Origin of the sequence: Bradyrhizobium sp. JR4.3, assembly GCF_040547695.1 — a bacterium.
Classification (GTDB): domain Bacteria; phylum Pseudomonadota; class Alphaproteobacteria; order Rhizobiales; family Xanthobacteraceae; genus Bradyrhizobium; species Bradyrhizobium canariense.
On record NZ_JBEPQF010000004.1, the window covers coordinates 202206 to 217413 of the forward strand.

Sequence of the window (15208 nt, forward strand, 5' to 3'; positions counted from 1 at the left end):
CCCGGACGACTGCGAGCGCGTCGAGCTCATATGTTCGATGCAGCGCAGTTCGGAGCGGAGCCCACAAGATGATCACGACATTGGCAACACGCATTGCCCTTGCACTGGCGCTGCTGGCGCGACGCGCAGCCTGCATCATGAACTGCAATTCAATGGCGCCCCATGCGCCGCAAGCCTATCCCGTACCGCAGCGAGTGGCCGGCAACAGGCGACATCAGGGCCGCGCGTTCGACGAGCACGGGCATCGCACATGACCCAGCGCGTCGCCGAGCCCACGCGCCCCTACCGCGCGCCGAGACGCCGCGTGGAACGTGGAGCGAGGGTCATGAACCGGATTCTCCTGATCGAGGACGACGCCGAGACCGCCGAGGCAATTGTCGCCGAGCTTGCCGACCGCGGGTTCGAGGTGCATTGGTCCGCCGACGGAGTCGATGGCCTCGACCGCGCGCGCGTGTCGAGCCCCGATGCCATGATCGTCGATCGCATGCTGCCGGGAATGGATGGGCTGACCGTCATCGAGGCACTTCGCAACGACCAGGTCAGGACGCCCGTTCTCGTCCTGAGTGCGCTCGGCGCGGTGGACGACCGGGTGCGCGGATTGCGAATGGGCGGAGATGATTACCTCACAAAACCGTTCGCGATCATCGAGCTGGTCGCGCGGATAGAGGCGTTGCTGCGCCGTCCGATCGACAGCCGCGAAACCATCCTGCATGTCGGACCGCTCGAGCTCGATCTGATCGAGCGGACCGCGCGGCGCGGCGAACGCCGGCTCGAGCTGCTGCCGCGCGAATTCCGCCTGCTCGAATACATGATGCGCCGGAACGACCAGGTGCTGACGCGTGCGATGCTGCTGGAGGAGGTCTGGAACTACAAGTTTGTTCCGGCAACCACGAACCTGATCGACGTGCATATGGGCCGGCTCCGTCACAAGGTCGACGGCCCCGGAGAGGTGCCGCTCATCCATAACGTCCGAGGCTCCGGCTTCGTCCTGCGTTCGCGGCAATAGGGGCCGGCGATGCGTCAGATCCAGCTGATCCGCTCCAGCACATTCCTTTCGGCCCTGGCCATGGCGGCCGGCTTCGCGCTGTTCGTCGTCGGCCTGTTCGCATTCATCTACTGGAAGCTCGACAATTATCTGGTCGCGCGATCCGATCGCATGATTACCACCCAGATTCACTTCATCTCAGACCTGTCGCCGGCCCATCGCATCAGCGCGATCGCGGATCATCTCGATCAGGATTCCAGGGGCGTGCAATACGCGGGACTGTTCGATGCCGCGGGCACCCGCCTTGCCGGCAATATCGACCGCGTGCCGCGCGAGCTCGGGCTCGACGGAGCGGTGCAGGGTGTGCGCCTCGATCTCATCAAGTCGACGGCCGTGCACTATCCCGTCGTCAGGGTGATCGGCAAGCGCCTCGACGGCGGCGATGTCCTGGTGGTCGGACGGAATGTCGATGAGACACGCGAGATCTCGAGCGTGGTGGGGCAGGCGCTGGCCCTGGGCCTGCTGCCGGCCTTCAGCCTCTGCCTGCTGGCCGGTGCCTGGCTCAGCCTCCGCGCCCAGAGGCGCGTAGAGGAAGTGAACCAGCGGGTCCAGCGCATCGTGGCCGGCGAGCTGCGCGAGCGGCTTCCGCAGGACGGGACGGACGATCCGTTCGCGCGGCTGGCCGGGATCGTCAACGGCATGCTCGACGAGATGGAGGCGATGATCAATGCGCTCGCCGGCGTCGGCAACGACATCGCCCATGATCTCAGGACGCCGCTCACGCGCGTCCGCCTGGCGCTGGAGCGCGGGCGCTCCCATGCGGCCACGCTGGAGGAGCTGCAAGAGACCATCGACAAGGCCATTGCCGGCATCGACCAGTCGCTCGCGATCGTCACCGCCCTGCTGCGCCTGACCGAAATCGAGAACAACCGCCGCATGGCGGGCTTTGGCGAGGTCGCGCTGGACGAGATTCTGCGGGAGGTGTGCGACGTCTACGAACCCATCGCCGAAGACAAGCGTGTGGGGCTCGGTGTCGTCATCGAGCGCGATGTGCTTGTGTGGGGCGACCGGGACCTGCTGTTCGAGGCGGTCGCCAATCTCGTCGACAATGCCGTCAAGTTCACGCCGTCAGGCGGTCGGGTCGAGCTCGCCCTGGAAGCGGACGACGACACTGCGCTGGTGCGCGTCAGCGATACCGGGCCCGGCATCAGCGAGCAGGAACGCGAGGCGGTGCTGCGGCGGTTCTATCGCTCCGACAAGATGCGCCATACGCCGGGCGTCGGCCTCGGACTGAGCCTGGTCGCCGCCATCGTCAAGCTGCACGACTTTCGGCTGATCGTCGGTCCCGCCCCTGGTGGACGGATCGAGATCCTTGCCTGGACCGGACGGATGGGCAAGGCCGCCACGCGCCGGTCGCGGACATTGCTGCGCGCAGACGCAGACCAGATGGGATGAGCCACATGGTCCACGATGCTTTCGAGATTGATCAGCCGGCCTGGAGTGCGGGAGCGACAGATGCAGACTAGCCACGAAGTGACGAGGATCAATCCCCCTGCGACGCCGGTCGCACCGGTGTCGGTGCCGTTCCTCAGCGCGTATTCCGCGGCCATCGGGCGCTACGACTTCCTCGAGCCCGGTCAGGAGCAGCAGCTTGCACGCCGCTGGCAGCAGACGCGGGACCGAAGCGCGGCGGACGCGCTCGTCACCAGCCATCTCCGGCTCGCGGCCAGGCTGGCGCGAGGCTACAAGGGATACGGCCTTCCGATGGTCGATCTGATTGCCGAGGCTAATCTGGGCCTCGTGATCGCAGCGTCACGCTTCGAACCCGGCCGCGGCGCGCGCTTCTCCACCTACGCGGTCTGGTGGATCAAGGCCGCCATTCACGAATACATCCTGCGGTCCTGGTCCCTCGTCAAGATCGGCACGACGGCCGCGCAGAAGAAGCTGTTTTTCAAGCTCCGCGGCGAGATCAGGAAAGCCACCGGCAGCGCGATGTCGGGGCTCACGCCTGACGTTGCCGAACTGATCGCCGGGAAGCTCGAGGTCACCGCGCGTGAGGTGATCGAGATGGACGCGCGGCTGCACGGCGACATGTCGCTGAACGCGCGCGTCGGTGGCGAGGACAGCGGAACAGAGCTGGAAGCGTTGCTCGTCGACGGGGCGGTCGACGCCGAGACGGTGCTGGTCGATCACGAGCAGACCGAGCGGCGTGCCAGCGCCTTGCGTGTTGCGCTCAGCGGGCTTGCGGCGCGGGAACGCCGCGTCTTCGAGGCGCGGCGGCTGACGGAATGCCCCGTCACGCTCGATCGGCTGGCCCACGAACTGTCCATATCCAGCGAACGTGTCAGGCAGATCGAGATGCGCGCCTTTGCCAAGGTCAAGCGCGCGGTGATGCTTGCCGTGCAGGATGCGCAGCGGGGCACCGCATGCAGCGTCTGAATTCGTTTTCATTTGAACGCAGGTCCGGCCGTTCTCACCTGTCCGACGATCCCGCGTAACTCCCTCCAGGCAGACCACCATGGGAATTGTTCGCTTCGCGTTACGGCTTCCGCACACATTCTATGTGCTTGCCGCGCTGATCCTGTTCCTCGGCGGCATCGCGATCCGCTCGATGCCGACGGATATTTTCCCGGAGATCCGGATCCCCGTGGTCACGGTGATCTGGAGTTACACGGGCCTCTCGACGCCGGAGATGGAGCAGCGCGTCAGCACCTATAGCCAGTATTCGATCAGCGCCAATGTCAGCGGCATCAAGAATATCGAAGCGCAGACCCTCAACGGCCTCTCGATTCAGAAAATCTACTTCCAGCCGGACGTCAATCTCGATCTCGCGATCTCGCAGATCGTCTCGGGGACCAATGCCATCCGCGCCCTGATGCCGCCGGGGATCCAGCCGCCGATCATCGTGCAGTTCAATGCCTCGAGCGTGCCGGTGCTCCAGCTCAGTCTCCAGTCGAACAGCCTGAACGAGCAGCAGCTCTACGATTTCGGCATTTACCGCGTCCGCCAGCAGCTGGCTCCCGTTCCGGGCGTGACCCTGCCCACGCCTGCCGGCGGCAAATACCGCCAGATCATGGTCGACATCGATCCGAACAAGCTCCTGTCGCGCGGATTGACGCCGCTCGACATCGTCAATGCGGTGAACACCCAGAACCTGACGCTGCCGACCGGCACGACCAAGATCGGCGATACCCAGTACACCGTTCGAACCAATGCGACGCCGGCCACGATCCAGGATCTCAACATGATCCCCGTCAAGTTCGTGAACGGGGCCACGATCTTCCTGAAGGACGTCGCCCAGGTCCGCGACGGGGCCCAGGTCCAGCAGAACATCGTGCGCGAGGACGGCCACCGCGCCGTCCTGCTCAGCATCATCAAGAACGGAAATGCCTCCACGCTCGCTGTCGTCAACGGCGTCAAGGCGGCGTTGACGTCTATCCGCGCGGCGGCTCCGGCGGGGCTGAAGATCAACGAGCTGTTCGACCAGTCGATATTCGTGACCCATTCGGTTAATGGCGTGCTGCGCGAAGGTGCGATCGCCGCCGGCCTGACCGCGCTGATGATCTTGGTGTTTCTGGGATCGTGGCGGTCGACGCTGGTCGTCCTGATCTCGATCCCGCTGGCGATGCTGTCTTCGCTGATCGTGCTGTATTTCCTCGGCGAGACCCTCAACACGATGACGCTCGGCGGGCTCGCCCTCGCGGTCGGTATCCTCGTCGACGATTCGACGGTGACGATCGAGAACACGCACCGGCTCTGGACCGAGGAAGGCATGCCGTTGCCCGAGGCGACCCTGCACGGAGCCGCTGAAATCGCCATCCCGACGCTGGTCTCGACGCTCGCGATCAGTTGCGTGTTCACCTCGGTCGTGTTCCTGGAGGGCCCGGCCAAATACCTCTTCACGCCGCTCGGCCTGGCGGTGGTGTTCGCGATGTTGGCGTCCTACGGGCTGTCGCGAACGCTCACGCCGATCACCATCGGCCTGCTGCTGAAGGGCGAACGGCGTCATGGCGAGAGCGCGCGCCCGTCAGGCATCTTTGCGCGCGCCTCCGCTGCGTTCGAGCGCGGGTTCGAGCACCTGCGCGAGGGCTATTCCGATCTCCTGCAAAAGTTGTTGCGGCGTCGTGCCGTCGTGCCCGTCGTCGCCGTGCTTGTGCTGGCGCTCGGAGCCACCATGTTCGCCTATGTCGGCAGGGATTTTTATCCCGTCATCGACGGCGGCCAGATCCAGCTCCATGTTCGCGCGCCAGCGGGTACGCGGATCGAGCGCACGGAAGCGATCTTCCAGGCGGTCGAGGACAAGGTCCGCGAGGTCATTCCGGAAGGCGACCGGGCGTTGATCGTCGACAATATCGGTCTTCCGGCGCGGGCCTACAATCTCGCATTCACCGACGGCTCGACGATCGGAGTGAATGACGGCACCATTCTGGTATCGCTGAAGGATGGGCACAAGCCGACGGCGGATTACGTCAGGAAGTTGCGGCAGGTGCTGCCAGCGGCGTTCCCGGAGGACACCTTTTATTTCCAGGCGGCCGATATCGTCACGCAGATCCTGAACTTCGGGCTTCCCGCGCAGATCGATGTCCGCACGGTCGGTTACGGCAGCAACAATCTGGCCGTGGCCAAGGAGCTGCAGAAGAGCCTCGCGGCGATCCCCGGCGTGGTCGATGCGCATCTGCAGCAGGAGGTCGATGCTCCCGCGTTCTACGCCGACATCGACCGCACCCGCGCCGCACAGCTCGGCCTCAATGCGAGCACGGTGGCGACCAATATCAATGTCAGCCTCAGCTCGTCCGCGCAGGTCTCGCCGAATTTCTGGACGGACCCGACGTCAGGCATCCCCTATTACCTTGCGGTGCAGACACCCGAATACAGGGCTGATTCGCTGAACGCTTTGGGCAACACGCCAGTGTCGGCCTCGGCTGCCGCAAGCGGTCAGACGGTGCCGGGCTCGCTCAGCAATGTCGCGACGTTCAAGCGGGGGACCGTTCCCACCAATTCGAACCAGGCCAATGTCCAGCCGGTGTTCGACGTCTATGCGAGTGTCCAGGGCCGCGATCTCGGCAGCGTAGCGGCCGATATCGAGAAGGTGACGTCAGCCCTGCAGAAGCAGCTCCAGCCAGGCAATTCGATCCAGGTTCTGGGACAGATCCAGAGCATGCATCAGTCGTTCCGCGATCTCGGGATGGGACTGCTGTTCGCCGCTATCCTGGTCTACCTGCTGATGGTCGTGAACTATCAGAATTTTGGCGATCCCTTCGTCGTCATCCTGGCGCTGCCGGCGACATTTTGCGGCATCGTGACGATGCTGTTCATTACCGGGACGACGCTGAACGTGCCATCGCTGATGGGAGCCATCATGGCGATCGGCGTTGCCTCGGCAAATTCCATCCTGCTCGTGACCTTCGCGCGTGACGAGCAGTTGAAGGGGCATTCCGCGTTCCAGGCGGCGCTGAGCGCAGGCCGTACGAGGATCCGGCCCGTCCTGATGACCGCGGCCGCGATGATCGTGGGCATGATCCCGATGGCGATCGGCGGTCCGGGCGAGGAGCAGAACGCGGCGCTCGCGCGGGCAGTCATCGGCGGGCTGCTGTTCGCAACCCCGACCACCCTGCTGATCGTGCCGTATCTCTTCGCCATGCTGCGCAAGAGCAACGATGGCAAGCCTCGGCACGGCGTATTTGAGGAGCAACCGGAATGAGCGACGTTCGCGCAAGAACCGATGACGACGGTGCGAGAGATCGCCCCGAGGCGGAAAACCTCCGGGTTGTGGAGCTGCCGAGCAAGGGCGCACGATCCGGACGCCCTTATGGTGGGGCGCTGCTGGGCGGAGGCCTGCTCCTGCTGCTTGCGGGCGGTCTCGGCATCGGCGGCTGGCGGCACTACGAGGTTGCGCGTCAGGTGGCCGCCGTGGCCGAACAGGTTCGGACCAACATTCCGGAAATTCGGGTGGCGACGGTCAAGCCCAGCGGCGACATCATGAAGGTCAGCCTGCCAGCGACGACGACTGCATTCGAGGCGGCCAACATCTTCGCGCGGACCAGCGGCTACATCGAGAAGCGCCACGTCGATATCGGCGATCGCGTGAAGAAGGGCGATCTCCTCGCGGAAATCACCGCTCCCGAGCTGGATCAGCAGATCGCGCAGGCGCAGGCGACGCTCGCCCAGGACCAGGCTGCGCTTCAGCAGGCGCAAGCCAGCCGGGAGCTGGCCGACGTCACCAACTCGCGCGACAGCAATCTTGTCAAGCAAGGCTGGTTAACGGCACAGCAGGGCGACAACGACCGTCTCACCCTGCGCGCGCAGCAGGGGGCTGTGGGCGTCGCCCAGTCGAACATCACGGCGCAGGAGGCGCAGATTCGCGTTCTCCAGCAAGAGAAGTCCTACCAGCGTGTGGTGGCGCCGTTCGATGGCGTGGTCACGCAGCGGAACGTGGACAATGGCAGCTTGGTGCAAGCCGGCTCCACCTTCATGTTCACGATGATGCATTCCGATGTGGTCCGAACTCAGGTCTTCGTACCGCAGGACGAGGCTTTCGGAGTTGCCCCGGGCGTCGATGCGGACATCCGCGTTCCCGAGATTCCGGGGCGGACGTTTGCGGGCAAGGTCACGCGGATCGCAACCGCGCTGCAGCCGGGGAGCCGAACGCTGCTGACCGAGATCGACGTGCCCAATCCAGATGGTCTGCTCAGTCCCGGCATCTATTGCACCGTCGAATTATCGATACCGCGCAGGACGCCATCAATGACGATCCCGTCCGACGCGCTCGTCTTCGATCAGAATGGCCTCCACGTCGCGGTCGTGCGGAACGGCACGGTCCACTTACAGCAGGTCTCGATCTCCAGGGATTTCGGCACCACGGTGGAAGTCCGCGACGGCGTGCAGCCCGGCGATCAGGTCGTGCTCAATCCTGCGGTCACGCTGGCAGAAGGCAGCAAGGTCACCGTTCGCAAGCTTGAGACGAGCTAGGGACACGAGAGATGATACGGTTCGCGTTTGCAATGATGGTCGCTTTCCTGCTCGGCTTCTCTCCGGGCCAGGCACAAATCGCAACGACCGGCAGCACCGCAATGGATCTGCCGACGGTGCCGGGCGCGATCGTGATCTCGCCGCTCAACAGTCCGGGGCCGTTTTCCGCAACGACTGTGCCGGGTGCTCCGGATACGACGCTGGCGCCCGTTCCGCTGGCTTCGGATCCGGTGACGCCGGGGACAGTGGTCATCTGCGCGCCGCCATCGTCATCGCTGTCGCCGGTGCCGGCGACTCCAGCTGTATCGCCCACGGGTCTTTCGCCTCCGGGCATCGCGGCTCCGATCCTGCCGCTCACGGGACAGAGCGGTAGCTCCATCGGGACGATTCCCGCGGCCGCTCCGGCGGGAACAGGTGCAACAGTGGCCTGCAGTTCAACGCCGGGAGGACAGGTGACCAGCGCTGCGTCTCTACCGCTTTCGATTTCGCAAGTGCCTGCAAGCCCCGCGCCCGGCACGATCCCGGCGGACGCCAGCAACGCCGGCGGCACGGGCATCGACCCGAACGCCACCGTCGTGCCGAGCCCTAACAGCTCGGCTTGCGCGGAAGGGGTCTCTATGAACCTGGCGGAGCCCGCGACGGTGGTGCCGGCGAACGCCTCAGGCGCTGCGCCGACGCCGGGCGTATCGCCGATCCTGCCGCCGGGATGCTGAGGTGGACTTGCAGGGCTTCCGTGTTATCGCATCACACGGCATTCGCCAGTCATATTGCCGGGCGCAACTTGCGGACTTGGGCATCCGGGGGAAGCACGCTTCCACCATCCCTATATTTCCAGTCTACCATGACGGCCTTGTTGCCCCTGACCGCGGTGCGACCGACGAATGTTCCCATCGTGCTTTGATGATCGATCGAACGCCAAATTGCCGGTCCAAACGGTGTATCGAAGCTGACATTGCCAAACCCATCCGCCATCGTTTCGGTATCGAGGCTCCCGAGCCGCTCGATCGGAGCCACGATGGAGCTGATCATGGCGTGACCGACCACGGAGCCCATGGTGGGAGCCTCGCCGTAGCGCGCGGAATAGGCCGACGCGAATGAACTGTTGGCCTGGTCCAGGATCTCGGTCACGGGATAGCCGGTCACGATCCATCCTGTCGGCGCGTCCTCTCCGAGCGGATGGAGATATTCGGGTTCGCCTGTCGTGAACGACACGACATCTCGTCCTTCGAACAGGCCGCGATCCTTTCCCTGCCGGACGAATTTGGTGAGATCGGGCCCGAAGGTGATATTGAGGATCGCCTCGGGATTCTGCTGTGCGAGCGCGTTCACGACCACGCCGGCATCGATGGCAGCCAGCGGCGGCCATTGACTGCCAACGAACGCGACATCGGGGCGACGTTGGCGGAGAAGCTGCATGAACCACCTTACGGCCGACTGCCCGTACTCGTAGTTCGGAGCGATTGTCGCCCATCGTGTCGCCTTGAGTTGAGCGGCCTCCTCAACCAGCATCGCTGCCAGCATGTAGGTCGAGGGGCGGAGCCTGTAGCAATATCGATGTCCCCGCTCCCAGACGAGGGCATCCGTGAGCGGCTCGCTCGCCACGAACAAGACCCGGTTCTGCCGGGCGAAGTCGCTGATCGCGAGGCCGACATTCGACAGATATGCGCCTGCCAGCAGATCGACGTCGTTCCTGCGCACGAGTTCCTCTGCCGCGCGGATCGCGACGCTGGGTTTGCCTTCGTCGTCCCGGCTGACGACCTGCAGCTCGCGACCGAGAAGGCCGCCTTTGGCGTTGACCTGCTCGACCGCCAACTGCCAGCCGCGACGATAGGGCAGGGTGAACGCGGGGGCGCTGCTATAGGAGTTGATCTCGCCGATCCTGATCGGTCCCGTGCCCTGCGCACGGATGATGCCGGGCGAAAACACCGAAGCGCCGATGCCGCCCAAAATCTGTCGTCGAGAGATGTTCATCACGCAAGGTCCGGAAGATGGAGTGAAGGGCAGTGTCGGCCGAAAGGCATCGCAACCTAATGGCAGGTGCAGGATGGGAGCCGGTCGCCGTCGGATGTCGAAAGCGAGATGCCCGGTATTTCAGCCAGAGTGCGGGCAAAGGCGAGTGCGGGAAGGTCAATCTCCTGATCGAACAGCGCGCTCACCGGGCCCACAAGATCAAGGGCCGTCTGCTGACGGTCCGATTTCGCCATGATCCCTGCCCACGCAGCCGCAACTTTCAACTCGTAGAAGCGGCATTGCTGGTCCCTGGCGATGGACAGTCCCTCGGCGAACAGCACCTCGGCTCGCGAAAGATCGGATGGTCCGGTGGCCAGGAGAATCTCGGCCTTGATCCGCAATAGGTCCGCAAGGCACCACAATTGCCGGCCTTGCCGCGACATCGACAAGGCCTCTTCCACCGCGGCCAGGGCCTGCGCAGCCTCACCGATCGCGAGCAGGCCTTCGGCGAGCGATCCGAGAAACTCGGGATTGCGCATCAGCCAGCCGTTCTCGGTCCGCGCCTTCAGGCCGCTGCGCAGCAGCGCTATTCCGTCGTGATGCTTGCCTTGCAGAACCAGCAATTGTCCCTTCAGGCAGGACGTCCAGCTGGTCCAGAAAGCTATTCCCTCGCGCGTGACGAGTTCGAGAAGGGAGGATATCGCCTGATCGGCGGCGGCAAGATCATGCGTCATCAGCGCGATCGGGCAGACGGCGTTGCGGAGTGCATAGGCGATCGCAAGCTTGTCCTTCTCGCGCTGGGCCTCCTCGAGGCACTCGGCGGCCAGAGATCTGCTCTGGGCGATCTTTCCCTGCAGCAGCAGGACGCGCGCCAACATCGCCTTGGCGAGGACACTCTGGTTCAGCAAAAACCACATCTGGTTCGCACCGCCGTTCAATCCGTGAGCCGAATGGTCCAGGGACAGCGTCAGCTCGCGTCGTGCATCCTCCTGCATTCCAAAGAAATGCGTTGCAGCGCCGATCAGGCGACGGCCTACCGCCTCGTTGGCGGGATTTCCGGTGCGTAGCGCGATCTCGAGGTAGCGTTCGCCAACCTCCTTGGCCGCGGCATATTGGCCCGAGTTGAGATTATAGCTCCACAAGGTCCAGACCGCCTTGAGCTGAAGCTCGAGATCGGACAATTCCTCGGCGAGCACGAGACCGATGCTCAGCGCCGCCTTCATGCGGTCCGCTGTTCCCGCCGTGTTGAGAAGTGCGAAACCCAACGCGACATAGAGCTGCGCCTTGAGCTTCGGAACGCAGGTGAACCCGGGACCGAAATGCGCAAGCGCGTGCTCGATCCGCGTCGAGCATTCCACGAAAGACAGCAACTGCATCCATACCGGAACGAATCCGGCCGTCAGTTCGATTCCAAGCGCGGTCTCTCCACCGGGCGAGAACGCCCAGTCGAGCGCGGCGTGCACGTTGCCGATCTCCTGAGCGAAACGGGAGATGTCGTCGGGAGCGGGAGAGGCATCGCCGAGCGGTGCGATGATCTGCCTGAGAAAGCCGGCCTGCCGCCTTGCCGCCCGCTCGACGAGGCCTGCCTCTGCGAGCTTCTCCAGCGCATAAGCGCGGGTGCTCTCCAGGAGCCGCCATCGTCCCTCGAATGAGGGGTCCAGCGACACCAGCGATTTCCCGACCAGATTGAACAGCGTTTCAATGACGTCCGACCGCGACAGAGTGTCGTCCATCATTGCACTGGCCGCATGGAGCGTGAAGCCGGCCGGAAACACCGCGAGCTGGCAAAGCAGGTGCTGCTCTGCCGGGGTCAAAAGGTCGTAGCTCCAGTCCAGGGTCGCCCGCAGGGTCTGGTGGCGCGGCAACTGGTCGCGGCGGCCGCCATTCAGGAGCTCGAAGCGCTTATCGAGACGGAGCAGTACGGTGTCCACCCCGAGATTGGCGGCCCGGGCCGCGGCAAACTCCAACGCGAGCGGAATGCCGTCGAGGCGGCGAGAGATGGCGGCGATCTTCCGGAGCTCCTCCGCGCCCGCAACGAAGGTCGTACGCAGTGCCCGCGTTCGCGCGACGAACAGCTGCACTGCGCTTGCCCGCAGCAGCAGGTCGGGATCGTGCATATCGGGATCGGGAACCGACAGCGCCGGAATGGCCGCAACATATTCGCCGTCGATGCGGAGACCCTCGCGGCTGGTCGCGAGCACGGTGACGTTCGGACAATAGCGAAGCACGGCACTGGCAATCTGCGCGGCGACTTCGATCACATGCTCGCAATTGTCCAGGACAAGAAGCAGACGGCGGGTTCCGATGGCCTGCGCAATGCTCGCGGCCGAGACTTCCTTGTCGTTCGAGGCGAGCTTGAGTGCACGGGCGCATGCGGATGCCGCAAGTGCCGCATCCTGCAGGGTCGCGAGTTCGACCAACGCCACGGAATCGTTGAATGCGGGTGCGACGCTGCGCGCCAACTCGATAGCCAGCTTCGTCTTTCCGATGCCGCCGGGTCCGACCAGGGTCACGGCACGATATGCCGAAAGCACATCGACCAATTGGCTCATGCAATCCTCGCGGCCGATGAGAGGCGCGCGGATGCTCGGCAGGTTGTTGGTAAAGGGTGCGTCGGCCGCAATCGTTACCGGCGCGGCCGCAGGGTGCTCCAGATGCCCGCTTCGCCAACTCCCGGCGAGCGTATAGCCGCGGCCCGAAACGGTCTTGAGGAGATTGCGATCCTCGCCGAGTGCCTTGCGGACGGCCGAGATATGGACCTGAAGCGTGTTGTCTTCGACGGTCAGGCCCGACCAGACGCTTCCGATCAAATCATCCTTGGTGACCAGGAGACCCGCGGAGCCGACCAGCCTCTCGAGAACCTCGAACGCGCGGCTTCCGATCGGCACCGTGACGTCGTTGTGCCTCAACTCTCTTCGTTGGCAATCGATATGCCATTGTCCGAAAGAGTAGGTGCGATCAACCGACATAAGGGGGCCCGTGATTCAATTCCGCCGCCGTGATCCGGGGGAAATCACGAGCCCGCCCCTTGAGGTCACCGATCCCTGGCATGGATTTGAAAGCGTCAATGCGGTTGGGTCTCCTACAGGGGAGATCGTCAGCGTGTCAAGAAGGCCCGCTCAGTCGCCGGGGCTTCGTTCATTATCAATGCTGACACCCGACACGTTGGTGATCGATACACGAATTCGTGACGACGTTCGGGCGCGTGTCAGAATGGAAAGGGTCCCTCGGAGGGAACCTGATGCCATCAAAGGAAGCATCATTTACTCGGCATCGCCGAGAATCGTCAGCGCAAGAACTCCGGAGCCCAAATGCTTCCAGGAGACGTGCACCAGTCGCAAGAACGGCGGCTTGGTCGTGAGCCGCCGTCCTTCCTTCCGCCGAGAGGTCATAATCCGGAACGTTGAGGCGATCAACTTCCGGTCGGCGTCAACCGGACTTGCTCCGGTTCGCGAACTCAATAGCCCGAGGTGGGCTCGCAGGGCGGCCGGCGCCAGGGGGCGGTCGCGTACGCACCGACGTCGGGAGCACGGGCGCAGCCGCGCTTGGCGGAGGCCGGCACGCGCTGAGCCGACGCATAAGCCTCGACATTGGTACGCTTCGCGTTGCCTTCGCGGGCCATCGCGGGGGAGGCAATCATGGCCGCGACCACGAATCCGGCCGACAAGAACTTCAGTGTCGTCATCGAACATCTCCTTGAGAAAGCGACGCCGAGAGCGCCTCGGCCCGCACCTGAGACATGTGCATGCATGCGCCGGATCCGCAGTGTCGATCGAACGAACATTTTCCTCTTTGCACGAAGCCGTCGCGGTGCGTTGAATTCATACATCGACGGCTCATCCGACAGGAGGTTCGCGCGCTAGTTTGGTGAGGACGTCGCCTGGTCAGTGCGTCCATCCAGCAGTGGGCCAAACCATTCCCATCTTTCGCCGGTGAAGCGCATCATCCGGAGCTGCTCGATCGGACGAAAGTCCCTCGGTGATGTCTTTATGCGAACACCGGGAATGTAGGCTTCGAGGTCGAGATCGAGATCGGTGGCCACGCGCATGATCCTTTCGTGCGTGAGATCGTCGCCGCAACGCCTGATCACCTCCACGAGTGCACTCGACATGTTGAAGGCCACCAGCGGCCCGCTCTCCGATCGATCTGCCTCCGGATAGTATTTCGCCATGAACGCGCGAAACTGCTGCATGCCCGGATGGCTGTCCCACTGCGGATCAGTCACGTCCATCTGATACCCCGCGCTGAGAATTCCTTTCGCATTGTCCAGTCCGGCGGGCTTCAGCACCGCGCCGACCGAGACCGAGACGTTCGTCACGATGTGGATGGGATGCCAGTCCAGCTCGGCGAGCGTCCTGATCGCCTGCGCGGCGAATTTGGGTGTTGCGATGTCGATGAATATGTCGGGCGCAGCGGCCTTGATCGCGGCGACCTCGGAGTCGATCGTCGGGGTGCTGACCTCATATGATTGGCTGGCAATCACCATTTGCGCGTACTGGTCCTGCAGCACGTCCTTCAGGCCGAGCAGATAGTCGCGTCCAAAGTCGTCGTTCTGGTACAGGATACCGATCCTTGCCCCCGGATGGTGCCGCAGAATGTAGTCCGCATAGATGCGTGCTTCGGTTCGGTAGCTCGGTTGCCAGCCGATGGTCCACGGAAAGTGCTCGGGATCCGCCCAGCGCGATGCTCCGGTGATAACGAACAATTGCGGCACATGCCGGCTATTCATGTATTTCTGGATCGCTGCGTTGCTGACCGTGCCGAACGGAGCGAAGATCGCAAGCACCTCGTCGTCCTCGACGAGCCGTCGCGCTTGCTCGACCGCTTTGGATGGACTGTAGGCGTCGTCGTATGAAATGAAATTGATCTTCCGGCCGTTGATCCCGCCATTGTCGTTGACCATGCGGAAATACGCGCTCATCGTCCTGCCGATGATGCCGTAAGCAGATGCCGGGCCACTGTAGGGCATGATGTTGCCGATCCGGATCTCGGTGTCGCTTGCGCCGGGATCATATCGTGGCTCCGCGGAAGCGCTGCCGACTGCAAGCGCAGCGCAGGAGATGAAGAGCTTTCCCAGGCGCCACGCGTTGCCCGAAATCGAATCACCAGTCCTGCCTGCGATCAAGCGATGCCTCCATGGCGCTGCCGGTCTTTGCACATGCCAACCCTGACGAGGCGTGGCTCGGCCGCGCCCGCTCGAGGCGGCGGACGAGCGCGTGCAGCAGTCGGCGTAGCGACTATAGCGCGGACGGCGCTGCGCGCCCGGTTGCGGATGCTGAAGAACTGTTAAGTTTCGCAGTTTTT

11 protein-coding genes are annotated in these 15208 nt (G+C 63.8%); 7 read left to right on the forward strand and 4 right to left on the reverse strand.

What is annotated here, in order from left to right:
• The first annotated feature begins 68 nt into the window (after positions 1-68).
• The 7 genes from ABIB91_RS09565 (at position 69) to ABIB91_RS09595 (ending at position 8667) form a co-directional block, all read left to right on the forward strand.
• The gene (locus tag ABIB91_RS09565) at positions 69-254 is read left to right on the forward strand and encodes a hypothetical protein (RefSeq protein WP_354160308.1); all 186 of its coding nucleotides are present in this window, start codon (positions 69-71) and stop codon (positions 252-254) included.
• Positions 255-325: 71 nt separating this feature from the next.
• Entirely contained in the window at positions 326-1006 is a 681-nt protein-coding gene (locus ABIB91_RS09570; RefSeq protein WP_035993491.1) for a response regulator transcription factor, read from the forward strand.
• Positions 1007-1015: 9 nt separating this feature from the next.
• Positions 1016-2440 (forward strand): sensor histidine kinase, encoded by a 1425-nt coding sequence (locus ABIB91_RS09575; protein ID WP_354160310.1) that lies wholly within the window; start codon positions 1016-1018, stop codon positions 2438-2440.
• 60 nt (positions 2441-2500) lie between these two features.
• Positions 2501-3424 (forward strand): RNA polymerase sigma factor RpoH, encoded by a 924-nt coding sequence (rpoH, locus tag ABIB91_RS09580; protein ID WP_354160312.1) that lies wholly within the window; start codon positions 2501-2503, stop codon positions 3422-3424.
• A gap of 79 nt (positions 3425-3503) precedes the next feature.
• Positions 3504-6686, forward strand: coding sequence for an efflux RND transporter permease subunit (locus tag ABIB91_RS09585; RefSeq protein WP_354160314.1), 3183 nt, complete (start codon positions 3504-3506; stop codon positions 6684-6686).
• A complete protein-coding gene (locus ABIB91_RS09590; RefSeq protein WP_354160316.1) occupies positions 6683-7954 on the forward strand; it encodes an efflux RND transporter periplasmic adaptor subunit in 1272 nt (423 codons plus the stop codon). The genes ABIB91_RS09585 and ABIB91_RS09590 overlap by 4 nt, the downstream gene beginning before the upstream one ends.
• An 11-nt stretch (positions 7955-7965) precedes the next feature.
• Complete coding sequence (locus ABIB91_RS09595; RefSeq protein ID WP_007596098.1) at positions 7966-8667, forward strand: hypothetical protein; 702 nt, start codon at positions 7966-7968, stop codon at positions 8665-8667.
• A 49-nt stretch (positions 8668-8716) separates the two neighbouring features.
• Here ABIB91_RS09595 and ABIB91_RS09600 read toward each other — a convergent pair whose 3' ends face one another.
• The 4 genes from ABIB91_RS09600 to ABIB91_RS09615 form a co-directional block, all read right to left on the reverse strand.
• Complete coding sequence (locus ABIB91_RS09600) at positions 8717-9925, reverse strand: ABC transporter substrate-binding protein (RefSeq protein ID WP_354160318.1); 1209 nt, start codon at positions 9923-9925, stop codon at positions 8717-8719.
• 56 nt (positions 9926-9981) lie between these two features.
• Positions 9982-12813 carry an ATP-binding protein gene (locus ABIB91_RS09605; protein ID WP_354160320.1) on the reverse strand — a complete coding sequence of 944 codons (2832 nt, stop codon included), beginning with the start codon at positions 12811-12813 and terminating at the stop codon, positions 9982-9984.
• Between the two features lie 548 nt (positions 12814-13361).
• On the reverse strand, positions 13362-13589 hold the full coding sequence (locus tag ABIB91_RS09610) for a hypothetical protein (RefSeq protein WP_219681611.1): 228 nt from the start codon (positions 13587-13589) through the stop codon (positions 13362-13364).
• 174 nt (positions 13590-13763) lie between these two features.
• Positions 13764-15029 (reverse strand): ABC transporter substrate-binding protein, encoded by a 1266-nt coding sequence (locus ABIB91_RS09615; protein ID WP_502916965.1) that lies wholly within the window; start codon positions 15027-15029, stop codon positions 13764-13766.
• Positions 15030-15208 lie beyond the last annotated feature (179 nt).

Coding starts and splice junctions, on each gene's coding strand:
- ABIB91_RS09610 (WP_219681611.1), bottom strand. CDS start 13,589: ATGACGACACTGAAGTTCTTGTCGGCCGGATTCGTGGTCGCGGCCATG.
- ABIB91_RS09595 (WP_007596098.1), top strand. CDS start 7,966: ATGATACGGTTCGCGTTTGCAATGATGGTCGCTTTCCTGCTCGGCTTC.
- ABIB91_RS09600 (WP_354160318.1), bottom strand. CDS start 9,925: ATGAACATCTCTCGACGACAGATTTTGGGCGGCATCGGCGCTTCGGTG.
- rpoH (WP_354160312.1), top strand. CDS start 2,501: ATGCAGACTAGCCACGAAGTGACGAGGATCAATCCCCCTGCGACGCCG.
- ABIB91_RS09590 (WP_354160316.1), top strand. CDS start 6,683: ATGAGCGACGTTCGCGCAAGAACCGATGACGACGGTGCGAGAGATCGC.
- ABIB91_RS09565 (WP_354160308.1), top strand. CDS start 69: ATGATCACGACATTGGCAACACGCATTGCCCTTGCACTGGCGCTGCTG.
- ABIB91_RS09585 (WP_354160314.1), top strand. CDS start 3,504: ATGGGAATTGTTCGCTTCGCGTTACGGCTTCCGCACACATTCTATGTG.
- ABIB91_RS09570 (WP_035993491.1), top strand. CDS start 326: ATGAACCGGATTCTCCTGATCGAGGACGACGCCGAGACCGCCGAGGCA.
- ABIB91_RS09575 (WP_354160310.1), top strand. CDS start 1,016: ATGCGTCAGATCCAGCTGATCCGCTCCAGCACATTCCTTTCGGCCCTG.